Genomic DNA, 23424 nt, shown 5'->3' with positions numbered 1-23424 from the left:
AGCCGCTAATTTTTTCTTGGCCGCTCACGACTCGCGAGGAGTGCGTCTCCCGTTCGCTTCCACTCAGTCCTCACGGCATCGGTGACGGACGTTTCCTCAACCCCAATCAGAGCGCCTAGTAACTCGCCGCGATCAATCAACGGGCTTCCTGTCTTCGTATCGACGAGGCCCGCCAATATGAGTAGTCCCGCAGCTTGATAGAGCTCGCGGTCCCGGGCTTTACGTGCAGACTCTTTCTCTGCATTAACAATACGAGCTATATCGCTTCTGGCCTTCTGTGCCTTGGCTTCTGCCCACTCTGCCTTGATGAGAAAACTGAGCTTTCGCTCCTCGTCACTTGTTCGAGGGATTTTCTCTGAAAGCATCAGGAGTAATCGCTGTTGATCACTTGGTGATTTCAGATTTTTTATATGGAGAATTCTTTCGCTAAGCCATTTATCTTTCATTTCGCTTAATTACGCTAAGTTTGCTTTTAGGGTTTTAATTATAACTATTATATGTTTGATATGCGCGCGGACTGCTTTATCCTTCCAGTATTGGAAGGCGCGCTTAGTTGTTTCTTCGTTCCTCAGAAACAGCGCGCCCTGCCGGGGGCAGAAGCGAAAATCAAAAGCAAATTTTCGCGGGCGCGAAAAATCAAGCGAAGTGCGAATGCATATTTTCGCGGGCGCGAAAATTCAGAAGCGTAGAGGTAATGCGCATATGGCTATTGGCCGTCTAAGCATGAAGGTAGGGAGAGTTGGGAAGGCAGGGCCGCATGCGGCCTACATCGCCCGTGAGGGTAAGTACGCCGCGCGACTGGATAGAAATGAAAAACTGGAAGCCACCGAATCCGGGAACATGCCGGCTTGGGCTCAGCATTGTCCTCAAGAATTTTGGAATGCCGCGGACGCGAATGAGCGCAAAAATGGCACTACTTACCGCGAGATGGAAATAGCATTACCTCGTGAGCTTTCACCACAGCAGCGTGCTGACCTGGTGCGTGACTTTGTGCGCCAAGAAATAGGGGCGCGCCATGCTTATCAATGGGCGATTCACTCACCTAAAGCAACAGACGGCAGAGAGCAGCCCCACCTGCACTTGATGTTTAGTGAGCGGCAGCGTGATAGCTACGAACGTGATCCTGAGCAGTATTTCATGCGCTATAACTCGAAGAGTCCAGCTATTGGTGGTGCTCGTAAGGGCTATGGCCCAAGCGCAGGACTCACACTCAGTGCGGCTGAGCGTAAAGCGGAGTTACGTCAGCTGCGATACCGCTGGGAGACGAGCTGCAACACACATCTACAGCGAGCAGGGTTTGCAGAGAGGATCGACATGCGCAGTCATGCCGAACGGGGCACTGGGTTAACCCCAGAGCGGAAATATTTGCCTAGCGAGTGGAGAGATCCGTTGCTGCGTGCAAAGGTGATCGACTTCCGACAGGCCCGAGCCGAGCTTTCTCGTTCTCGTGATGATTTACGGCGCGAAGTGCCTAGCGCTGGAGCTGAGATTATTAGCCTCAATAAAGAGCGCGAACGGCGAACTCAATTGCAAAACAACTCGGGTGGTAGCCCGCAACAGACCATCATTGCGGCCGGTCCGGTCGGGAGGCAAAGCGACGTGTCAGATAAATCCAATCGTAGTCTTACTAATAAAGAGAGAACTGAGCGAATTAGTAGAGAGGAGGCCGGACGAATCGCCACAGCGCTCTCCCAAAAAAATGAACGCCGCGAGAACCTTGAAACGATGCGACACATCGAAAAGATTCCGCAGGCGGAAAAGTTAGCTCAAGAATTGCGAGATCAAAAAGAGCGATCAGACCAGGAAAAGGAGGTCCGCGACCAGATCCGTAGAATGGAGCAAGCGCGAAGCGATGACGGAGAGCGATTGATTAATCAATTGCAGCGGGAAAGGGACGAGGATAGTGCCGGCTTACCAAGCGCAATGGAACAGATGAAGGCCCAATTGGCCCGCAGCGGGCAAGCAAAAGGCCGCGACTACGTAAATGGTCAGAACGTTTCAAGTATTGAGCAGATGCGATCCAAGGCAGTGGAGCGAGGTCACGTTAGAGATCAGACGCTAAAGCCTGACCAAGAACGTTCCAGCGCATCCAAGACGCTTGAGCAGATGAGAGCTGACGCTGACGCAATTCGTCTCGCGAAAGAGCAGAATCCTCATGAGACGGATATCGAGCGCTAAACGTGCTTGGACTATCCCATCTCTAACTGTTGCCGCACTTTGGGGGGTAGCCATTCCAGTTCAGGAAGATTGATTTCCTCCAGTGCCTGCAGCATTGCTTTCAACTTGCGTTGGTGTCGCTGAAGAGCATCTTCGACGGATTCTTTTGGCAGTGTGAGGATTTCACAAAGCTCCGTATCGTCGAAAATTCCTCGCCAAACGGCAAGGCCAAGCGGGTTTTTATCTAAGGTGATGAAATATTCCCGCCAGTAGCTAGGTTGCTCTATAGATATGGTTGTCATGTTTTTTTGTAATCCCGGATTTTTTTTCGTATCTCTTCCAAATCGATCAGGGCGTTAGTCTGAAAGCGACCGATCAGAAGCTTGCTTAGCTGCACCTGTGGAACGTCCGTCAGCCGTGCTGCGTCACCAAGTGACAAACCTTTTTCCTCGATAAGTCGGATGATCGAGGACACCGTCTGCGCTTTGGCCAGCATTTCCTTCGCATCAGGATCGCCAATATCAGCGTATACGTTGCCGCTGCCTGCTTCGACCTCACTCATTATGGCCTCCAAGCTGTATTAAGATGATTATAAAAAGATTAAGGCGCTGTGGATTATGCGCGCAGCCCTTCAGTGGCGAGGCTTGTAGCCATTTTTGGTTGTGAATAATTTAGCCAACCGTACGGTAGTTGTTAGCCGACGGTACGGTACATCCGGGCCAACGGTACGGGGCTGTCTAGCCAATGGTACGGTACTTATTTTTAGCTTTAGAGCCGCTGCCTTTTCTTGCAATGTGCCTAGCCTGGCTGCTGGTTGGGGTTTTTGTGAAATGCACGTTGCCACCGCTGATTTCGTAGCTGAGCGGCTGGCCGTGCAGATTGCTTGCGTGCTGCAATGCGTCCAGGGCCCTTCGGATATTTTGCTCACGGCTTGATGTAGAGCTGTCGAGACTGCCGGCCATCTTCATTAGCGTATCAATAGATACAGGGAAGGGCTCAGCATGGCTCGATAAATACCCATGTAGCCACTGTGCTAGTGGTTTCGAGTTCAGACTTCTGCGAACGGCCCAATCAATGTGGGTAAAGTCATTTGGTCCAAACAGGTAAGAAAGCTCAAGGTTCAAAGTGATAACGAGCTTTTGTTCCATATCGTCTCTATAGATCGAGTCAATCAGGCCGCCTGTATAGGAATGCTGTTTAGCACTTAACTCAAGCGTTCCCGCTGTGAGGCGGAACAGGCGCTTGTAGAGCGTTTTTCTATTATTCCCGGCATCCGTCTTCCCTTGTAGTTTCAGAAGCTCGTATGCGCTGGTTTTAAAAGATTTCCCCATCTGCTTTTGGCGAGCGATATGCAACAACGTGATCCAGACATCTAAATCGCCCTGGTCCAAACGTGGTCCTGTGTATCTCATTTGCGTGGGCCTCTGAGTGTAAATTTCGGCGCGCTGTAGGAATGCGTTGCTAGCGGAGCGACTGGACCCGAAAAGCGCAGACCGGAGAGTGATATTGGGTACACCTCTCACTTCGTCTGGCCAGCTCGTCAGCACCTTTTCAGACCGGACTGGTTCCAGTGATACCACCGTCGGATTGGGTGGGAGCCTGGAAGCCCGCTCCACTAGTCGCGATAGTTTGGTCACTGCGGACACGGGCTAGTCTTACGCTTCGTCGATAAAGCGAGCTATGCCAGCTACGCGGAAATAGACGCGTCGGCCAATTTTTATCCTGCAGGGTTTCAAGTTTCGGGCGATTTCATTATCCCCGGATAACGTTATGCGCAACCCCTCAGGGCTGCGATGAAGGATCTCTGCGACCTGCGATAGTGACAGTAGGGGAGAGCCCCCGTTGCTGGTCAGAATTAGCTCTTCGGTTGTCATGTTTCTTTGCCTACAGTGAGTAATGTAGGTAGAACATTACGAGTAATTACGCCTAGAATGAGGCGAATGTTTTTAACTTCTAGGTTGACATGGCGCGCCTCGATTATCTGACGAATCTGCTCAATGTTTACGATCACGATCCTCGCTGTTCTGTCCAGTTTGCTTCTGGCTACAGAGCGGTGTTAGGTCGGCTTAACGTATCCTCGAGCCTAACCTCTAGGCGCTATCCTATCTGGCCTCTGGTAAGGACGAATTTGGATGGGCCGTTTGATCAGTGCGTAGCTGACTACGAGGGCGAGTGGGCCAAGAGTTTGCTGACTGGTGCTCGGCTGTCGGAAATGGCTCATATCCCACCGCCTTTTTGTGCTGCTCCTCACTCGCGCCGTGAGATAGATGGAGGCGGTATTGGCCCAGATATTTTGGCTCGCGGTTTGGCAGGCAGTCGACCGGAAAACATGCCTGAGATCGACTGGCAGCTTCTCAATTTGGACCGTTGGGATTCTAATATTAAATTAGCAATTTGCAGCTTGCTTGATGCGAACGATGCACCGCTAGACGGGGCGGAGTCGCTATGCGGTGCTTTGGAGTCTGTGCGTGACTTATTTTGTCTGATGCGCCACTTCAGACCTCTGCGTACAAAGGCATTGAGGGACTTTGATGCTGCTATAGATGACCGAACACGTCCACAAGATGGCGGTTACTGTGAACTTTGCTGGCGTGTAAGCATTCGGTCCAGCAGGCTGCAGGAGCTCGAAGCTCAGCAGCGTTACGAGGTCGGCGAAATTGTCCGTTCAGGTCAGTGCCAGCTCTCTGCGGAAGAACAGGGCGCCAAGCTGGCGCAGGCCTTGATGCTGGAAAGCTGCCTCAAGCTTGCCCCATCCTGTACTTTGATATCGAAAGCCGAGGCTGCAAAGCTGCGCCTTGTATTCGAGCGGTTTCGCATCGACAGAATCTTGGCTGGGAATCTAAGCGACCGGTACTGCGCCGTACACAAGCCCGGGTCGGCTAAATACCATGCTGACTTACGCTACAAAGCTGCGTTTCAACACCATCTGTCCGCACTCAGCGGATCGGGAAGGTCTGAGTTTGCGTTCAATTTTCGGCCACCCAGTGCGGCTGATATCCAAGAGATAAGAAAGGTTGCCTACGACCAAGTGCACTCAGGTTTGCATGTGGTGACTTCTCGTAAAGCCCCCTCACTGGGTCTGCGCGAGAAAGTTTGGCTCATGCACCAAGAGGGAATCAGCCAATCAGAAATGGCGAGGCGTTTGGGCATATCGCGTCAGGCAATATCAAAGGCCAGGAAAAGCCTAGAGTCTTTGATGAATACGCACCATGCGGGCAGCTACATCAACCCGCTAACTGGGGAGGCGCAGGTTCCAGATCCAGCTAGAAAGGCGATAAGGGATGCAACCATGAAAGGGCTATCGATCACGGTAATCGCTAAGGAATTGGGGCTCAGCAAGGGCACAGTCGATGGACTGGTACGTCTGATGAAGAGCTCTAGGCATGCATAACCTAGTGCTAGCCCCTTTTGCCTCGGCGGATTTTCAGCCGGGGCGAAAGGGGCTCAAGCTTGGATCGGGGATGATGTTGCGACGTTCGACGTTATTGGGGTTAGTCACCTGCATGCATCGCCACCCCATCTACCCGTGAGTTGTCCTCTTAGTGAGAAGTTTGCATCCGATGAACCAGTCCGCGGCGTATTGGCGATCAGCAGAGATCAGCCACAAACCGCGGGTTATTCCGCATAAGGGCAGCGCCCCTGTTTGGGAAAAAATAGGCCGCGATCGAAGCCAGCCGAATCGAGCAATTCCAACACAGGTGCATGGGGATGTAGCCGATAATTATCAGAAAGGTATTGATAGAAGGTCGAATAATACATAGTATGCAGTTGGCCGCATACACAGTATGCGTTGACTAACCCTGTATGTATGAGTGTCGAAATGCTATCAGTACGATTGAATGACAATGTCCGTGACCAGCTAGATCTCTGGGCTTTGCGCACGGGCGAACCGCGCAACTCCATCATAACCAAGGCCGTGAGCCAGTACCTTAGCAGCCTTACGCTAGGTGGCATTCCTCTCGAGGAAAGCGTACGTGAGAACTCCTCCGAGCTGTTCCATAGCTGGTTCTCCAAGCCAGAGGAAATGAGGAGCGACTTCATGGAAGTAAAACGCTGGATCGAAGATGAGGTTATCTGGACGAAAAAGCACGACCACCCCGAAACTAAGACAGGAGCGCCGACTCCAGGCATTTATGGGCGGAACGTGGTAACTGGCTACTACGTCGATCCTGACCGCGAAATTTTTGTGATCAGTAAGCACGTAACCTGGCCGCCGGCGTCTGGTTTGGACAGCTATCACTTATATGTCCACCCGTATGCTGTCTGGATAGAGTACATGCAAGAGGTGAAACGTAAGGTCTGATGTCGCTCCGCGTACACTTCGGGTCGAAGCTGACGTGGGCATCGTCAGGCCGCCCCGAAGTGCTTATTCACGTAAGTTAGCTCCGCTCATGAAAGCCAACGTTGGGTCGTACTTTGCTGCCATGGCCTCAAAGCGAGTGCTAAAATCTGATGGAAATGACTGGTCGATTCGGACGCAAGCACGTACGCAGCCCTTGCAGTTACTCAATCAGTAATTTCTTATCTCCAGCTTATCCAATTTCGCTACCAGATCCTCAGCTCGCAGGTGCGTGTAGCGCTTCAGCATCTGCATCGACTTATGCCCGCTAATGGCGGACACCTCCTGATCAGAAAGGCCACCTTCGACCAGCCGACTGACCGCTTCATGACGAAGGTCATGGAAGCGCAGGTCGGGCATTCCTAGCTTAGTCTTCAGCTTGCCCCACGTTTTGGTGAAGGCATATGCGCTGCGCTTGCCCTCTTTGCCAGGCTCCCCAAAAAACACCAGATCGCAGTCGATTGGGCGGACAGGGTTGGTCATCGCCAGTTGTAAAGTGTCAGTGGCCAGCCGGGTCAGCGGCACGGTGCGTGCGCTATCGTTTTTAGTATCAGAGAGACGCACCACACGTTTTTTTAAGTCAACCTGATGCCTACGTAAAGATGTTATCTCCGACGAGCGCATGCCTGTCTCCAGAGCGATTCGAACAATCCAGCCAAGCATCGGGTTGCTGTGCGCGTTTACTGCAGCCAGCAACCGGCGTTCCTCCTCGGCAGATAGGCGCCGATCTCTGCCTTCGCCGGGGCTTGGCTTGCGGATGTTCAGCACCGGGTTGAAACTTAGCCCCAAACCCCACTCCTGGATTGCCACGGTGTACAGGTGGCTCAGAAGGGCAAGCTCCAGGCGCACAGTGTTGTTGCTTGTTGGTTTGCCGCGACTGGTGATCGAGGCTAGGCGCGTATCCCTGTAATTGGCGATGATTTCTGCGGAGAGTGCAGCCATCGAGTACTTGCCTAGATGGCTGATTAGCTGCTGAGCCTTGGTTGCCTCTGCGCGCTGAGTTGTCGGTTTCTTCGTTGGGCTGATTTCGGCCAGATAGCGTTTCAATGCCATGGCCAGAGTCATACGTTCGGACCCACTCCGCTGGATATATACGCCTCTGACCATTTCATCTTCTGTGCGACGGGCCCAGTCTTCGGCATCACGCTTTGTACGAAAGGTCTTGGCGTTGGCGGGCCAGCCGGTTTTCCGCACCAGGGCCTTCCAAGTGCCGGCGTCTGTTTTGACGATGGTGGCCATGCTATTTCTGCTCCAAAAACGTACCGTTGTTTTGGCACTGTACTGATTTTGTACCTGTGGACCATAGGACTGGTCCAGCTGTTTTTGGCGCAGACAGCAAAAAGCCGCGCAATGCGCGGCTTTGAAGGTGGTGGGCCCACACGGACTCGAACCGTGGACCAAGGGATTATGAGTCCCCTGCTCTAACCAACTGAGCTATAGGCCCTCAGTAGGTCGCGGATTATAGCGATGGTTTCCCCGCTGTGCTATCCGAAAAATCCTTAATGCTCATACGAAGAAAGGTCGCGGCAAAAACCTCGGGCGGTAGCGGCAGGCTGACGATGTAGCCTTGCATCTGTTCGCAGCCTTCGGCAGCCAGGAAGGCTTGCTGTGCGGGGTTCTCCACGCCTTCGGCGATGATAGTGAATTGCATGCTGTGGCCCAGGGCGATAATGGCGCGCACGATCGCTGCGTCGTGGGGGTCGTCGGGCAGGCCGCGGACGAAGGATTGATCGATCTTGAGGAAATCCAGCGGCAGGCGTTTGAGGTAGCTGAGGGATGAATAACCGGTGCCAAAATCATCGATGGCCAGTTGTACGCCCAGGTCTTTGAGCTGGTGCAGTACCTCCAGCGCTTCTTCGGCCTGGCTCATGATGAAGTTCTCGGTGATCTCCAGTTGCAGGCAGCCTGGGTCGAGCCGGTAGTCGTGCAATAGCTGTTCGATGCGAGCGAGCAAGCCTTGGTGACGCAGTTGGGCGCCGGCCAGGTTGACCGACAGGGGGCCAAATGCGTCGAAAGTGCCTTGCCAGGCATGCATTTGTCGGCAGGCCTGTTCCAGCACCCAGTCACCGATCTGCAGGATCATGCCGTTCTCTTCGGCGAGGGCAATGAAGTGTTCGGGCGGCACGTCGCCAAAGGTGGGATGGCGCCAGCGGATCAGCGCTTCGGCGCCGATCAGTGCTTGAGTATTCAGGCTCAGTTTTGGCTGGTAGTACAGGGTCAGTTCATCGCGCTCGATGGCGCGGCGCAGTTCATGTTCGAGTGCCACGCGTTCGTTGGCCTGCGCAGTAAGGTCGCGGGTATAGCTTTCGACCCGGTTACGTCCTTTGGCCTTGGAGCGGTACATCGCAGCGTCGGCATTTTTGACCAGCGTCGCGACGTCGGTACCGTCCTGCGGGTATAGGCTGGTGCCGATGCTGGCGCTGATGAAGAACTCGTGTTCACCTGCCTGGAAGGGTGGGGTGAAGCAGGCCAGCAGTTTATTGGCCAGGTATTGGGCATCGCTGGGGTGCTGCAGGCCGGGGAGCAGGATGATGAACTCGTCGCCGCCCAGGCGAGCAACGGTGTCGATGTCGCGCAGTTGTTCCTTGAGGCGCGCCGCGACGTCTTTGAGCAGCAAGTCGCCGATAGGGTGGCCGAGGCTGTCGTTGATGTGTTTGAAGCGGTCCAGATCGAGAAACAGTACGGCGCCCTGTTTGCCGGTTTCTTGATGCCCATTGAGGGCGGCCAGCAATCGGTTTTCGAACAAAGTGCGGTTGGGCAGGCCGGTCAATGGATCGTGATGCGCCTGGTAATCGAGACGGGCCTGGGCCAGCTTGAGGCTGGAGATGTCGGCAAACACCGCGACGAAGTGCGTGATCAACTGATCGCGATTACGCACGGCGCTGATCGTCAGCCAACTGGGGTACAGCTCGCCGTTCTTGCGTCGGTTGGAGATCTCGCCCTGCCAATGCCCTTGAGCTGTCAGTTGGTGCCACATCGCCGCGTAGAAGGCGCTGTCATGCAGGCCGGAGGCAAGCAAGCGCGGCGTATGGCCGAGGGCTTCGGCCTCGCTGTAGCCGGTTATCTCGGTGAAGGCGCGGTTGACGGCGCTGATGTTCTGCCGGATATCAGTGATCAAGACGCCTTCGGCCGTGCTTTCGAACACCGTGGCGGCCTGTTGCAGTTTTTCCTGCATCAGTTGGCGTTCGGTGATGTCCCGCGCAATGGTCAGCATGCAGTCTTCGTCGCCGATAGGCAGTGGGCGGCTGGACAACTCGCACAGGCGAATCTGCCCATCGTTGCGACGAATATGGCAGATGAAATCACGCACAAAGCCATCGCGCTGCATCAGTTCCAGCATGTGTTTGCGTTCGTTGAGGTCGACCCAGATGCCCAGGTCCAGGGTTGATTGGTCGAGGGATGTTGCGCTGGTGAAACCCGTGATTCGACTGAAACCATCGTTCACTTCAATCAACAGTCCATCACGCTGTCGGCTCAGCAGCAAGCCGTCGGGGGAGGCGTGGAAGGCCTTGGCGAATTTCTCTTCGGAGGTTTGCAGTTGTTGCTGGGTTTCCTTGAGTTGAGTGATGTCTCGCACCGCCACCACGATGGCCTCGGTGGTGTCCAATTGGAACGGCTCGGCGGAAATCAGCCCGATGAAGGCTTGGCCATCGCTGCGCACAAAGGGCATTTCGAGGTTGCGGATGCTAGTGGTCTGCACCCGTTGCAGCAGGTCGGGGCCGACACCCTGGATGCCCCAGATATTCAGTTCGGTGGCGGTTCTGCCGACGACCTGTTCCGCCGTCAGGCCAATCTGGTCTTCGAACGCCTTGTTCACCTCCAGCAAGCAGCCATCAGACAGCCGTGCGATCACTAGCATGTCTGGGCATTGCTGGAACACCGAGGCAAATTTTTGCTCGGACAGTTGCAAGGCTTCTTCAGTGCGCTTGGCCTCGCTGATATCGATCATCAAGCCGCGCAGTACGGGCTCATGGCCGTGCTCGATCAGGCTGACGATGTCGCGCACCCACAAGCAGCGCCCATCTGCGGTGATCACCCGGTAGTCGACGCTGTGGTCGCGATTGGCGCGGGTTTCCTGGTAGCAGTAGGCTTCGGTGCGGATCAGGTCGGCAGGGTGAATGATGTTGCGCCAGAACCCCGGGATCAGCCAGTGGGCGCGCGGATAACCCAGTAATTCCTCAGCGTGGGGCGAAACATAGCTGTAGGTGAAGTCGGTGATACTGGCTTCCCAGGCGATGGCGGACAGGCTTTCCACCAAGCCGCGATAGTGATATTCGCTGCTGCGCAGTTGCTGTTCGAGGGCGACGCGTCGGGAAATTTCCGAACTGAGCCGACGATTGATCCGAATCACCACGGCCAGCACGGTGCTCAGCAACAGTACCGCAGGCAGGCCGTAAGTCAGCAGATCCCTCCAGAAGGTGCGGTGGTCGGTAAAGCTACCGACCCAATGTTGTTGGATCGCATCGGTTTCGTCCGGGCTGAGGTCGGCCAGTACCTTATCGAGGATGCCCACCAGTACTTTGTTGTCGCGCGGTACGCCCATCGCCAGTTGGTAACGGTAGGGCGTTTCACCGCTGACGTACAAACCGTCGAGCTTGAGTTGGCGCAGGCTCCAGACACTTGAGGCCAGGTCGCCGACCACCGCATCCACCTCATCGGTGGCTAAGGCTTGCAGGGTCGAGCTGACATTCGGCATGGTCGCCAGGTTGAGGTCGGGATGGTGGGTGCGGAGCAACTCATGGGGCGCATAGTTTTCCACCACGGCAATCTTCAATCCGTAGAGGTCCTTAAGGGTGCGTGGTTTCGCGCCGCCTTCGTGGGCCAGGATGACGATGGGGAAATCAAGGTACGGGCGGGTAAATGCCATGTAGCGCTGGCGTTCCGGCGTGGACATGATGCCAGGCAGCAGGTCGACTTGGTTGTTCCGGGCCTGCTCCAGCAAGGCGCTCCAGTTCGCCGGCTCGATCAACTTGACCCGCACGCCGAGGCGATCCTGGATCAGGCGCACGTAATCCGCCGCCAGGCCTTGGTAGCGGCCATCTTCGTCATGGTATTCAAAGGGTGGCCATGACGCGTCCACTCCCAGGCGCAACTCCTGATGGTCCGCCAGCCAGCCGCGCTCATCATCGCTAAGACTCAACGCGCCAGCCGTTGCGGTCCAGGTCAGCAGCCACAGTAAAAACACAGCCTGCAGTCTGGGCATAACGGTCTCGTTATGGCACGGGGAATGTTTCGAGTGTAGACGGGCATTACGGGGGAGGGGGATTACGGACGGTTTTATCGATACAAAACAAAACCCCCGGCCTGGGCCGGGGGTTTTGGTATCACTCGTCGAGGAAGGAGCGCAGATGCTCGCTTCGCGTCGGGTGGCGCAACTTGCGCAGCGCCTTGGCTTCGATCTGACGGATCCGTTCACGGGTCACGTCAAACTGCTTACCGACTTCCTCAAGGGTGTGGTCGGTATTCATGTCGATGCCGAAACGCATGCGCAGTACCTTGGCTTCACGAGCAGTGAGGCCGGAGAGTACGTCGCGAGTCGCTTCCTTAAGGCTCTCAACGGTGGCGACATCGATTGGCGACTGCATAGTCGAGTCTTCGATGAAGTCACCCAGATGGGAGTCTTCGTCATCACCAATCGGCGTTTCCATGGAGATCGGCTCTTTAGCGATCTTCAATACCTTGCGGATTTTGTCCTCAGGCATTTCCATGCGTTCGCCCAGCTCTTCCGGGGTCGGTTCACGACCCATTTCCTGCAACATCTGCCGGGAAATGCGGTTCAGCTTGTTGATGGTCTCGATCATGTGCACCGGAATACGGATGGTGCGGGCCTGGTCGGCGATCGAGCGAGTGATCGCCTGACGGATCCACCAAGTGGCATAAGTCGAGAACTTGTAGCCACGACGGTATTCAAACTTGTCCACAGCCTTCATCAAGCCGATGTTGCCTTCCTGGATCAAGTCGAGGAATTGCAGGCCACGGTTGGTGTACTTCTTGGCGATGGAGATCACCAGACGCAAGTTCGCTTCGACCATCTCTTTCTTCGCGCGGCGGGCCTTGGCCTCACCGATCGACATGCGACGGTTGATGTCCTTGATCTCGGCAACCGTCAGACCGGTTTCGGTCTGCAGTGCGATCAGCTTTTGCTGGCAGCGAATGATGTCCGGCTGCAGGCGACCAATGGCTTCGGCGTATTTGCCTTTGCCTTTGGCGAGGCCGTCGGACCAGCTTTCGTCAGCTTCGTTGCCCGGGAACTGGCGCAGGAAGTCGGTGCGCGGCATGCGCGCATCACGGACACAGAGCTGCATGATCGCACGCTCTTGTGCACGCAGACGCTCAAGGGCACTGCGAACACGCTCGACCAGGCCTTCGAATTGCTTCGGTACCAGCTTGATCGGCATGAACAGTTCGGCCAGCGCCACCAGCTCGGCAATAACCAGCTTATTGCCGCGACCGTGCTTTTTCAGCGCCTTGCGGGTGATTTCCATTTGATCGGAAACCGCACCGAAACGCTGGGCAGCCACGATCGGATCCGGACCGCTTTCAACTTCATCTTCGTCGTCGCTGCTGGCTTCAGCATCGTCGTCTTCGGAATCGTCGTTGGCTTTCACCGCTTTCGGGTCGACAGGCGGCGGCACTTCGGCGGCAGGCGGCGCAATGCCGTCGTCCGGATCGATGTAGCCACTCAGCACGTCGGACAGGCGACCACCTTCGGTGGTGACGCGGGTGTACTCGGAGAGAATATGGTCAACCGTGCCAGGGAAGTGCGCGATTGCGCCCATCACTTCACGGATGCCCTCTTCGATACGCTTGGCGATTTCGATTTCGCCTTCGCGTGTCAGCAGCTCGACGGTACCCATTTCACGCATATACATGCGCACAGGGTCGGTGGTTCGACCGATATCGGTCTCCACAGCAGCCAGCGCGGCAGCAGCTTCTTCAGCTGCAGCCTCGTCGGTATCGGCGTCCGCCAGCATAAGAGAATCCTTATCTGGCGCAGCTTCGAATACGTTGATCCCCATGTCGTTAATCATGCGGATGATGTCTTCCACCTGCTCTGGATCTGAAATATCCTCAGGCAGGTGGTCGTTGACCTCCGCGTAAGTCAGGTAACCCTGCTCACGACCGAGAACGATCAACTCTTTGATACGAGACTGCTGTTGCGCTTTTCCGGACATAACACCCTATCCACTGAAGGTCTTGGCGGGCAAAAAACAAGCCGAGGATTATACCCGAGCTATGACCTCACACGCCAGCTGAGGTCGGGTTTGATGCGGAAACATTCTGTTTTAAGAGGTCGCGCATCTGTTTTGCTATCTGATTTTGCTCTTCAGCCGATAATCCAGGCTGCCTTGCTCTCTTGATGAGTTCATCGAGGGTCTGCGTGTGCTGACCCGCAGATAACCTAGTAATGGTGTCTAAAAACTGTTGTTCAAGGTTATCGCCGTCAATTAGCCACTCCTTTTCCGCGAGTGCTTTCAATAGGCGGCCTTGTTCGGTGCCATGCCAACGAGCCATCAGCTGAATTGAGTTTAGCTTAGGATTTTTCTGTACCGCCTCGATCAAGGCGATCAGCACCTGAGCGTAGGTGTTGCTCGCGTTGGCAAAATGGTCGGCGCTCTCGACCTTGCCCGCCAGTTGCGGGTGATGGATGAGCGTACGCAACGCAATGAGCGTTGGCGCTTCTACGGCCACAGGCGTTCGCGGGGCGAAGGCCTCATCGCGATCACCGCGCTTGCCGTTCTTGCTCCAGGGTTTGTTGTCCCATTTCTTGCCGCCGGCGCCGGGCTTCTTCGGTGTCCACTCCTGCTGGGGCGTGTAGGCCTCCTGCGGTTGGTGGAAGTCGGAGTAGTCCGGCATAGCGTCGTAATCCATGCCTGGGTCATAGGTCGGCGGCGCCTCCTGCGGTGCGTTGTGCACCAGCTGGCTGACGGCTTCGCCGCTCAGTCCAGTGATTTCCAGCAGGCGCATGCGCATCAGTGATTTCAGGTTGGCGCCTGGGACTTTATCGATCAGCGGCGCCGCGAGGGTGGCCATGTGGGCCTTGCCTTCGAGGGAGCGCGGGTCGGCCTCTTCGGTCAGTTGCTGGAAAAAATAGTCTGCCAGGGGCTGTGCATGTTGATTGATGCGCGCGCGGAACGCGTCGGTGCCTTCGGAGCGCACCAAGGTGTCCGGGTCTTCGCCTTCAGGCAGGAACAGGAAGCGTGCGCGACGCCCGTCCTGCAGGCTCGACAGCGTTGCTTCAAGTGCGCGCCAGGCGGCGTTGCGGCCGGCCTGATCGCCGTCAAAGCAGAACAATACGCTGGGCACCACGCGAAACAGGCGCTTCATGTGTTCTTCGCTGGTGGCGGTGCCGAGTGTGGCCACGGCGTTGCGCAGGCCCTGTTGGGCGAGCGCGATCACGTCCATATAGCCTTCAACCACGATGATCTCATCGAGGTTGCGGTTGTTCTTGCGCGCCTCGAACAGGCCGTAGAGTTCCTGGCCTTTGTGGAACACCGCGGTTTCCGGGGAGTTCAGGTACTTGGGCTTGTCATCCCCCAGTACTCGACCACCAAAGGCGATGATGCGGCCACGGCTGTCGCGGATCGGGAACATCACGCGGTCGCGGAAGCGGTCATAGCGTTTGCCGGTTTCGGCGTTTTCCACCAGCAGGCCGGCGTCGATCATGGCTTTTTGCTGGAGAGTGTCGCTGCTCAAGTGCTTGTACAGGTTGTCCCAGCCGGGCGGGGCGAAGCCGAGGCCGAAGTCACGGGCGATTTCACCGGTGAGGCCGCGGCCCTTGAGGTAGTCGACGGCGGCTTTGCGCTGCGGATGGCTTTTAAGCGCCTGGCGGTAGAAGTCGGCAGCGGCGGTCAGCAGTGGGTACAGCGGCGAATCTGTGGGTTGCCGCGGTTTGTGCGGTCGGCCACTTTCTTCGCGAGGGATTTCCATGCCGGCAGCTTTCGCCAGGTCCTCGATCGCCTGGGGGAAATCCAGGTTGTCGTGGTCCATGAGAAAGCCCAGGGCGTTACCGCCTGCGCCGCAACCGAAGCAGTAGTAGAACTGTTTGTCGGGGCTGACGCTGAACGATGGGGTTTTCTCTTTGTGAAACGGGCAGCAGGCGGTGTAGTTCTTGCCGGCTTTTTTCAGTTGCACGCGCGAGCTGACAACATCGACGATGTCGGTGCGGTTCAGAAGGTCGTCAATAAAGCTCTGGGGAATTAGCCCGGCCATGGCGTTCTCGTCATCACTGCGTGTAAATGAGGGCCCGCTAAGTGCTCAAGCGCACGTATCGTGTGGCTCGATCATCGGTTGTCTGCTTGGGCTTTCAGGAAGTGTATCTGCCGATCATTCACTGACGTTAATTTCAATCAGGTTTTCGGCATGGAAATGTTGCCCTGGCCTCCGGTCTTGGCCAATGGCGGGCCTCGGAAGCGCATTGTCGGGCACAGTCGATACAGTTGATCGCCTGCTTGAATAATAAGTGTGCGCGTCAGTAGCCTTGTTAGGCTCGTCAGAAGAGACGTGCACCGCTGGCAAAAGAGCCAGTCCTGACGTGTGAAGCAGTTGTCTCAGTCGCATGTGCGGCGTCAACAGTGAAGCATCAAGCGATATCCGCAAATGCCATTAGCCCGGCTGAGGGCCGGGCTTGGCAGAAGCTTGCTACGGACGTCTGTGTATTAGTACAGACGAACGGCGCGGCGCTGTTCGCGCTGAACTTTCTTGGCGTGACGCTTAACAGCGGCTGCTGCTTTACGCTTACGCTCAGAAGTTGGCTTCTCATAAAATTCGCGGCTACGAACTTCAGCCAGTACACCGGCTTTTTCGCAGGAGCGCTTGAAACGACGCAGAGCTACGTCGAAGGGTTCGTTCTCTTTAACTTTGACGGCTGGCATCCAGAGCTACCTTCTTTCATTACCGGGATCAACGTTCTCGTCGCAAAAAATTCGCGGCTGAGGTCGTCGGTTTTTAAGGGTTGCGGATGTTAACCCCTCATTGCCCGGAATGCAAAGCCTCTGATCGAAAACCGCTAGTCGGGAGGGGGAGTGGCGACTATTATGCGCGCCTTCGAATCTAGCCTCTACAAGGCGCAAACCCATGCTAGTACTGGGACTTGAAACCTCCTGCGACGAAACCGGTGTCGCACTTTACGACAGTGAACGCGGGCTCTTGGCCGATGCGCTGTTCAGTCAGATCGACCTGCACCGCGCCTATGGCGGCGTGGTGCCGGAGCTGGCCAGCCGTGATCACGTCAAACGCATGCTGCCCCTGATTCGCCAGGTGCTGGATGAGGCCGGTTGCGTGCCGACCGAGATCGACGCGATCGCCTACACCGCTGGCCCTGGATTGGTCGGAGCCCTGCTGGTTGGGGCCTCTTGCGCCCAGGCGCTGGCTTTTGCCTGGGGTATTCCAGCCCTCGGTGTGCACCATATGGAAGGCCATTTATTGGCGCCCATGCTGGAAAAAACGCCACCAGAGTTCCCGTTCGTCGCTTTGTTGGTTTCAGGCGGCCATACGCAACTGGTTCAGGTGGATGGAATCGGCCAATACACCCTTTTGGGTGAGTCCCTGGATGACGCCGCCGGTGAGGCGTTCGACAAGACCGCGAAGATGATGGGCCTCAATTATCCCGGCGGCCCGGAAATCGCCCGTCTTGCCGAAAAAGGCGTTGCCGGCCGTTATACCTTCCCACGCCCGATGTGCGATCGGCCTGGCCTGATGTTCAGTTTCAGTGGTTTGAAAACCTCTGCGCTGAACACCTGGCAGCAAAGCGTCAGCGCCGGGGACGACAGTGAGCAAGCCCGTTGCGACATCGCGCTGGCGTTCCAGCAGGCTGTGGTGGAGACTTTGACCATCAAGTGCAAGCGCGCCCTGAAACAGGCGGGCATGAAGCGCCTGGTGATCGCAGGCGGCGTCAGTGCCAACAAGGCGTTGCGCACGTCACTGGAAAAAATGCTCGGTGAGATGAAGGGCGACGTTTTCTACGCGCGGCCAGAGTTTTGCACCGACAATGGCGCGATGATCGCCTATGCCGGTTGCCAACGCTTGCAGGCGGGGCAGCACGAAAGCCTGGCGATCAGTGTGCAGGCGCGCTGGCCGATGGAGCAGTTGTCGCCGCTGTAGGGCCGTAACGTGAGCCGGGCTCATCGAACGTATTTAAAAATGCCGTTCGCGCCCGGCAAACAGGTCGCGTAAATTGCCCCGGTGGCGCCAGACGATCAGCAGTGTCAGTGCGCTCATCGGCAACAACGCCGCCGGTTCTTGCCAGGCCAACAGCGGCAGGGTGAGCGGGGTGGCGATCAGCGCGGCGAGTGAGCTGGTGCGGGTCAGGTAGAACGTCAGGAGCCAGGCAAGTACAGCCAGCAACGCCGCCGGTGGGTAAATCCCCAGCAGCATGCCGGCTGCCGTGGCGACGCCTTTGCCACCGCGAAAGCGGAAGTACAGTGGAAACAGATGGCCGAGGACGGCGCATATGCCGATCCAGGCCTGTTGTTGCAGGGTAAGGCCGGCGAGGCTGGCGATCAGCACGGGCAGCAAGCCCTTGCACACGTCGCCCAGCAGCGTGAGCACGGCGAGCTTCTTACCGGCCAGGCGCAACATATTGGTGGCGCCGGCATTGCCTGAGCCACTCATTCGCGGATCGGGATTTCCCGTCAGGCGGCTGAGCAAAATGGCGAAGGACAGCGAGCCGAGCAGGTAGGCGAGGATCGCCAGTGACCAAAACATGCTAACTATTCCGGGCGAGGACGCCCTGATTCTAACGGGGCATTGCGCCCTTGTCGTGCTGCGGAGAAGAGTGCTTGGACAGAGTGTTTATCGAAGGCCTGGAAGTCGACACCGTCATCGGGGCCTATGACTGGGAGCGCGGGATACGCCAATGCCTGCGCCTGGACCTGAGCTTCGCCTGGGATAACCGCCCGGCCGCCGCTGGCGATGACCTGACCCTGGCACTGGATTACGCCAGCGTGTCCGCTCGCATCCAGGCATTTGCCGAGCAATCCCAGTACCAGTTGGTGGAAACCTTCGCCGAGCGCCTGGCGCAAGTACTGATGAGTGAGTTCCAGATTCCTTGGCTGCACCTCAAGTTGACCAAGCCGGGGGCCGTGCCGGCTGCCAAGGGTGTGGGCGTGGAGATCGAGCGCGGATGTCGCTAACTCAGGTATACCTTGGCCTAGGCAGCAATATCGAGCGCGAATCTCATCTGCGCGCCGGCCTTGACGCGCTGGCGAGCTTTTTGACGGATGTGCGCTGCTCGCCAGTGTTCGAAAGCCAGCCGGTGGGCATCAAGAGCGGTCCGTTCTTCAATCTGGTGGTCTCGGCCTACACCGACCTGCCGCTGATGGCGCTGGATCGCCGGTTGAAATTCATCGAGGCCGATAATGGTCGCTATGCACCGGACCGCAAGGGCCTGCCGCTGGATATCGATGTGCTGCTGTACGGCGAGCTGGTGGGTAACTTCGATGGTTTGGTCCTGCCGCGTGCAGAGATCCTGAAAAACGCGTTTGTGCTGTGGCCGCTGTCGTTGATGGCGCCAGAGCGTGTGCATCCTGAAGTGGGCAAGACCCTGGCTGAGTTATGGCGCAATGCGCAAATCGACCAGGTGCTCGCGCCTGTCGGGTTTGAATGGCAAGGCCAGCAACTCACCCCAGACGCGCTCTTGTAGGCGCCGAGCTTGCTGTGGTGAGGGAGCAAGCGCCCTCACCACAGCAGGGCCGCGTCTAGGAAATAGGCTGTTCTTTGTAGGCCTTCAGCGCTTTCAGGCGTTCGCGTTTGAGCGCTTCACCCAGTTCCGGGCCTTTGAAGCCTTTTTCCAGCAGTGGTGCCACCGGCACTTCGCGCGCCACCTTCGCCGCCCCGCGCAAATAATCCGCTTGTGGATAACTTCGCTGCTCTAAGCCTTTTCGGCCTCGGGCATCCATCTCGCACGCAACCACAAACTCTTCAAAGCGCTGCGGCCGCCGGTAAACGTCGAAACTTTGCAGCAATTCCAGCAGCGTCGAGGCTTTCAACTCCAGCGCCCGATGGCCGTGGGTGTGATATTGGCCCACCAGCAGCGCCAGCTCCTGGCAGTCCTTCGGTACTTTGAAGCGTTCATTGACGGCCTTGATCAGCTTCAAGCCGGTGTGTTCGTGAGCAATATGCTGCGGTAACTTATCCACCGGCGTCAGGCCCTTGCCCAAGTCATGCAGCAGGCAGGCCCAGCGCACGGTCAGCGGCTGTTTATGCAGGGCGGCCTGTTCCAGCACGCTCAAAGTGTGTATTCCCGTATCGATTTCGGGGTGATGGGCTTCGGGTTGCGGTACGCCGAACAGTGCATCGACTTCGGGCATCAAGGTTTTCAATGCATCGCAGTCGCGCAGTACTTGGATGAACACCTGGGGCTGGTCTTCCATCAGCGCTCGGGAGATTTCTTTCCAGCTGCGCTCAGGCGTCAGGGCTTCCAGTTCGCCGGATTCGCTGAGTTGACGCATCAGCGCCAGTGTTTCCGGAGCGACCGTAAAACCCTGGTGCGCGTAACGTGCAGCAAAGCGCGCAACGCGGAGCACTCGTAGCGGATCTTCGGCGAACGCTGGGGAAACGTGGCGCAGGATGCGCGCTTCAAGATCATGCTGGCCATGATAAGGGTCGGTCAAATTACCCTCATCGTCTTCCGCCATGGCGTTGATGGTCAGGTCGCGACGGATCAGGTCTTCTTCCAGCGTCACCTCTGGGCTCGCATGAAACACAAAGCCGCCATAACCCCGGCCACTCTTGCGCTCTGTGCGGGCAAGGGCGTATTCATCGCCATTTTTCGGGTCGAGAAACACGGGGAAGTCAGCGCCGACGGGTTTGAAACCTTTGGCCAGCATCTCTTCGGTGGTCGCCCCCACGACGACGCGGTCAACATCGGTGACCTTGATGCCCAGCAGGCGGTCACGCACGGCACCGCCGACTTTGTAGATTTTCATGAAAAAGCCTCCATTAGCCGCACAGGATACCGCCTGTGCCTAGCCAATGGAGGCTTTGCTGTTTCAGAGATGAACGACGGCGAGGTCCAGTCGGCCGTAGTCGTTGTCGCCATGCTCGCTGCGCGGCGGTACATGGTGAGTCTTCATCACTTGGTCGCCCTGCAGCGTTTCCAAATGAATGTCGAAGCCCCATAGGCGGTGCAGGTGCTTGAGTACTTCCTCGGTGGATTCGCCCAGGGGTTTGCGGTCATGTTGCTGGTGGCGCAAGGTCAACGAGCGATCGCCGCGCACATCGATGCTGTAGATCTGCACATTCGGCTCGCGGTTGCCCAGGTTGTACTGCGCCGCCAGCGTTTCGCGGATGGTGCGGTAGCCGGGCTCGTCGTGGATGGCCGGTACCACCAGGTCATCCTTGAGGTCGTCATCCATGATGCTGAACAGCTTGAGGTCCCGAATCACCTGGGGTGACAGGTACTGCAGGATAAAACTCTCGTCCTTGAAACTGCTCATGGCGAACTTGATGGTGGACAACCAATCGGTGCCAGCGATTTCCGGGAACCAGCGGCGGTCTTCTTCGGTAGGGTGTTCGCACATACGCCGGATATCGCGGTACATGGCGAAGCCCAGTGCGTAGGGGTTGATACCACTGTAATACGGGCTGTCGAACCCCGGCTGGAACACCACGCTGGTGTGGGAGGTGAGGAACTCCATCATGAAACCGTCAGTGACCAGGCCTTCGTCGTACAGGTCGTTCATCAGCGTGTAGTGCCAGAACGTCGCCCAGCCTTCGTTCATCACTTGGGTCTGGCGCTGTGGATAAAAATACTGGGCGATCTTACGCACGATGCGAACGATTTCCCGTTGCCAGGGCTCCAGCAGTGGGGCGTGTTTTTCCAGAAAGTACAGGATGTTTTCCTGAGGTTCGGCGGGGAAGCGCGCATTGTCCTTGTCGCTGTTTTTGCCTGCACGTTTTGGAATGGTGCGCCACAGGTCGTTGATCTGTTTTTGCAGGTGCTCCTCGCGTTCCTTCTGGCGCAGGCGTTCTTCTTCGGCGGAAATCGGGTAGGGCCGTTTGTAGCGGTCGACCCCGTAGTTCATCAGCGCATGGCAAGAGTCGAGCAAGTCTTCCACCGCATCAATGCCGTGGCGTTCCTCGCATTGCATGATGTACTGCTTGGCGAACACTAGGTAATCAATGATTGAACTGGCATCGGTCCAGGTGCGGAACAGGTAATTGCCCTTGAAGAAGCTGTTGTGTCCGTAGCAGGCATGGGCCACCACCAGCGCCTGCATGCAGATGGTGTTTTCTTCCATCAGGTAGGCAATGCACGGGTCGGAGTTGATCACGATCTCGTACGCCAAACCCATCTGTCCTCGGGTGTAGGACTTCTCGGTGCTGAGAAAGTGTTTGCCGTAGGACCAATGGTGATACCCCAACGGCATGCCGACAGAGGCGTAGGCATCCATCATCTGTTCCGCGGTGATCACTTCGATCTGGTTGGGGTAGGTGTCCAAGGCATAACCCGCCGCGATGCGGCTGATTTCCCGGTCATAGGCCTGGATCAGTTCAAAGGTCCACTCGGACCCCGTGGATATGGGTTGGCGCTTATGCTCTTTTTTGGCGGTCATGTCACTAACCTGCGCTGGAAGAGTTCACGGAAGACCGGGTAGATATCGCCGGCCGAGACCAGTTGCTGCTGGGCGAATGTGTCTGCAAAGGCTTCGCCAATGCGCTCGTATTCGAACCACAGGGCCTGATGCTCACGGGGGGTGATTTCAACGTAAGTGTAGTACTGCACGAACGGCATGATCTGGTTGATCAAGATGTCGCGGCAGATGGGCGAGTCGTCGTTCCAGTTGTCACCGTCCGAGGCCTGGGCCGCGTAGATGTTCCACTCGTTGGCGGGGTAGCGCTCGGCCATGATCTCCTGCATCAGCTTCAAGGCACTGGAGACGATGGTCCCACCCGTTTCCCGTGAATAGAAAAACTCCTCCTCGTCGACCTCCCGCGCGCTGGTGTGATGGCGGATGAACACTACGTCGATCTTGTCGTAGTTCCGCTTGAGAAACAGGTAAAGCAGGATAAAGAAGCGCTTGGCGATGTCCTTGGTGGCCTGGGTCATGGAGCCGGACACGTCCATCAGGCAGAACATCACTGCCTTGGAGCTGGGGTTGGGTTGTTTGACCAGCAAGTTGTATTTCAAGTCAAAGGTGTCTAGGAACGGCACACGATGAATGCGCGCACTGAGTTTCTCGATTTCCGCCTCGATTTGCTGAATGTCGCCGAAGTTGTCCGGTTCCTCACGTTTCAAACGCGCCAGCTCTTCCTTGGCATCTCTCAGTTTGGCGCGGCTGCTGCCTGACAGTGCGATGCGCCGCGCGTGGGCCGAGCGCAGGGTACGGATGATATTGATGCGGGAAGGGTTGCCCTCGTTGCTGATCCCGGCGCGAACGGTCTTGAAGGTGTCGGTGCCGGTCAGGTTGCGCTTGACCAGATTAGGCAGCTCCAGGTCCTCGAACATGAATTCGAGAAATTCTTCCTGAGTGATCTGGAACACGAACTCGTCCATGCCTTCGCCGGAATTGCCCGCCTTGCCAGGGCCTTTACCGCCGCCACCACCTTGTGGGCGCTGGATGTGCTCACCGGTGGTGAATTCCTTGTTGCCCGGATGCACGACGGTCTGTTTGCCGCCCCGGCCGTGGTGCAGCACCGGTTCGTCGATGTCCCGTCCGGGAATGCTGATTTGCTCGCCATGCTCCATATCCGTAATGGAGCGGCGGCTGATGGCCTCCTCGACGGCTTTTTTGATGTGGTCACGGTAACGCCGCAGGAAACGCTGGCGGTTTACCGTGCTCTTGTTCTTGCCATTGAGGCGTCGGTCGATCACATAGCTCATAGGCCCCTCCGGGGAGCTTCAAGTCGTAAGCTACAAGCCGCAAGTCAAAGCCCATCAATTCCGCGCAACCACGGGTTCAATAGCTTTTCTCTTGCGGCTTTCA

At 56.8% G+C, this 23424-nt stretch carries 20 protein-coding genes and 1 tRNA gene; 6 read left to right on the top strand and 15 right to left on the bottom strand.

Annotation, left to right across the window (positions count from 1 at the left end):
- Window positions 1–5: 5 nt before the first annotated feature.
- Entirely contained in the window at window positions 6–446 is a 441-nt protein-coding gene (locus tag AACY44_RS11040) for a conjugal transfer protein TraD (protein ID WP_339530270.1), read from the bottom strand.
- A gap of 205 nt (window positions 447–651) precedes the next feature.
- Between AACY44_RS11040 and AACY44_RS11035 the strand changes: the two genes are divergently transcribed.
- On the top strand, window positions 652–2178 hold the full coding sequence (locus AACY44_RS11035; protein WP_339530268.1) for a MobA/MobL family protein: 1527 nt from the start codon (window positions 652–654) through the stop codon (window positions 2176–2178).
- Between the two features lie 11 nt (window positions 2179–2189).
- Here AACY44_RS11035 and AACY44_RS11030 read toward each other — a convergent pair whose 3' ends face one another.
- The 4 genes from AACY44_RS11030 to AACY44_RS11015 all read right to left on the bottom strand — a co-directional run bounded on the left by AACY44_RS11030 (window position 2190) and on the right by AACY44_RS11015 (window position 4031).
- On the bottom strand, window positions 2190–2459 hold the full coding sequence (locus tag AACY44_RS11030; protein ID WP_339530266.1) for a hypothetical protein: 270 nt from the start codon (window positions 2457–2459) through the stop codon (window positions 2190–2192).
- Window positions 2456–2719: an XRE family transcriptional regulator gene (locus AACY44_RS11025; protein ID WP_339530265.1), complete on the bottom strand. Its 264-nt coding sequence runs from the start codon at window positions 2717–2719 to the stop codon at window positions 2456–2458. The genes AACY44_RS11030 and AACY44_RS11025 overlap by 4 nt, the downstream gene beginning before the upstream one ends.
- Before the next feature lie 175 nt (window positions 2720–2894).
- On the bottom strand, window positions 2895–3704 hold the full coding sequence (gene trfA, locus AACY44_RS11020; RefSeq protein WP_339530341.1) for a plasmid replication initiator TrfA: 810 nt from the start codon (window positions 3702–3704) through the stop codon (window positions 2895–2897).
- A 108-nt stretch (window positions 3705–3812) separates the two neighbouring features.
- Window positions 3813–4031, bottom strand: a complete 219-nt coding sequence (locus AACY44_RS11015) for a hypothetical protein (protein WP_054998860.1) — start codon at window positions 4029–4031, stop codon at window positions 3813–3815.
- Between the two features lie 455 nt (window positions 4032–4486).
- On the opposite strand from AACY44_RS11015, the gene AACY44_RS11010 reads away from it, so the two are divergent.
- Together AACY44_RS11010 and AACY44_RS11005 are read left to right on the top strand one after the other, a co-directional pair.
- A complete protein-coding gene (locus AACY44_RS11010; protein WP_339530264.1) occupies window positions 4487–5548 on the top strand; it encodes a helix-turn-helix domain-containing protein in 1062 nt (353 codons plus the stop codon).
- Window positions 5549–6196: 648 nt separating this feature from the next.
- Entirely contained in the window at window positions 6197–6460 is a 264-nt protein-coding gene (locus tag AACY44_RS11005) for a hypothetical protein (protein WP_339530262.1), read from the top strand.
- A gap of 207 nt (window positions 6461–6667) precedes the next feature.
- Here the strand turns inward: AACY44_RS11005 and AACY44_RS11000 are convergent, their stop codons facing one another.
- From AACY44_RS11000 to rpsU, 6 genes are all read right to left on the bottom strand, one after another.
- Entirely contained in the window at window positions 6668–7735 is a 1068-nt protein-coding gene (locus AACY44_RS11000) for a tyrosine-type recombinase/integrase (RefSeq protein WP_339530260.1), read from the bottom strand.
- A gap of 128 nt (window positions 7736–7863) precedes the next feature.
- Window positions 7864–7940, bottom strand: a tRNA-Ile gene (locus AACY44_RS10995).
- 15 nt (window positions 7941–7955) lie between these two features.
- The gene (locus tag AACY44_RS10990; RefSeq protein ID WP_339530258.1) at window positions 7956–11699 is read right to left on the bottom strand and encodes an EAL domain-containing protein; all 3744 of its coding nucleotides are present in this window, start codon (window positions 11697–11699) and stop codon (window positions 7956–7958) included.
- A 121-nt stretch (window positions 11700–11820) separates the two neighbouring features.
- Window positions 11821–13671, bottom strand: a complete 1851-nt coding sequence (gene rpoD / locus AACY44_RS10985) for an RNA polymerase sigma factor RpoD (RefSeq protein WP_339415409.1) — start codon at window positions 13669–13671, stop codon at window positions 11821–11823.
- 67 nt (window positions 13672–13738) lie between these two features.
- Window positions 13739–15709 carry a DNA primase gene (gene dnaG, locus AACY44_RS10980; protein ID WP_339415410.1) on the bottom strand — a complete coding sequence of 657 codons (1971 nt, stop codon included), beginning with the start codon at window positions 15707–15709 and terminating at the stop codon, window positions 13739–13741.
- A gap of 446 nt (window positions 15710–16155) precedes the next feature.
- Window positions 16156–16371 carry a 30S ribosomal protein S21 gene (rpsU, locus tag AACY44_RS10975; RefSeq protein ID WP_002551877.1) on the bottom strand — a complete coding sequence of 72 codons (216 nt, stop codon included), beginning with the start codon at window positions 16369–16371 and terminating at the stop codon, window positions 16156–16158.
- Between the two features lie 202 nt (window positions 16372–16573).
- On the opposite strand from rpsU, the gene tsaD reads away from it, so the two are divergent.
- The gene (gene tsaD, locus AACY44_RS10970; RefSeq protein ID WP_065871797.1) at window positions 16574–17599 is read left to right on the top strand and encodes a tRNA (adenosine(37)-N6)-threonylcarbamoyltransferase complex transferase subunit TsaD; all 1026 of its coding nucleotides are present in this window, start codon (window positions 16574–16576) and stop codon (window positions 17597–17599) included.
- A gap of 33 nt (window positions 17600–17632) precedes the next feature.
- Here tsaD and plsY read toward each other — a convergent pair whose 3' ends face one another.
- On the bottom strand, window positions 17633–18202 hold the full coding sequence (gene plsY, locus AACY44_RS10965) for a glycerol-3-phosphate 1-O-acyltransferase PlsY (RefSeq protein ID WP_339469797.1): 570 nt from the start codon (window positions 18200–18202) through the stop codon (window positions 17633–17635).
- A 74-nt stretch (window positions 18203–18276) separates the two neighbouring features.
- Between plsY and folB the strand changes: the two genes are divergently transcribed.
- Both folB and folK read left to right on the top strand, forming a co-directional pair.
- Complete coding sequence (gene folB, locus AACY44_RS10960; RefSeq protein ID WP_032883867.1) at window positions 18277–18630, top strand: dihydroneopterin aldolase; 354 nt, start codon at window positions 18277–18279, stop codon at window positions 18628–18630.
- Window positions 18621–19139, top strand: coding sequence for a 2-amino-4-hydroxy-6-hydroxymethyldihydropteridine diphosphokinase (gene folK, locus AACY44_RS10955; protein ID WP_339415412.1), 519 nt, complete (start codon window positions 18621–18623; stop codon window positions 19137–19139). The genes folB and folK overlap by 10 nt, the downstream gene beginning before the upstream one ends.
- A gap of 55 nt (window positions 19140–19194) precedes the next feature.
- On the opposite strand, the gene AACY44_RS10950 is transcribed toward folK, so the two are convergent.
- The 3 genes from AACY44_RS10950 to AACY44_RS10940 form a co-directional block, all read right to left on the bottom strand.
- Window positions 19195–20424, bottom strand: coding sequence for a multifunctional CCA addition/repair protein (locus AACY44_RS10950; protein WP_339415413.1), 1230 nt, complete (start codon window positions 20422–20424; stop codon window positions 19195–19197).
- A 63-nt stretch (window positions 20425–20487) separates the two neighbouring features.
- Complete coding sequence (locus AACY44_RS10945; protein WP_049711259.1) at window positions 20488–22053, bottom strand: SpoVR family protein; 1566 nt, start codon at window positions 22051–22053, stop codon at window positions 20488–20490.
- Window positions 22050–23321 carry a YeaH/YhbH family protein gene (locus tag AACY44_RS10940; RefSeq protein WP_339415415.1) on the bottom strand — a complete coding sequence of 424 codons (1272 nt, stop codon included), beginning with the start codon at window positions 23319–23321 and terminating at the stop codon, window positions 22050–22052. The genes AACY44_RS10945 and AACY44_RS10940 overlap by 4 nt, the downstream gene beginning before the upstream one ends.
- Window positions 23322–23424: the final 103 nt, after the last annotated feature.

The sequence above is a fragment of the Pseudomonas sp. RA_15y_Pfl1_P11 genome (genome assembly GCF_963970975.1).
GTDB lineage: Bacteria > Pseudomonadota > Gammaproteobacteria > Pseudomonadales > Pseudomonadaceae > Aquipseudomonas > Aquipseudomonas tritici.
The sequence above is the reverse complement of the archived record's forward strand: the minus strand, read 5'-3'. Positions and strand labels throughout refer to the sequence as shown.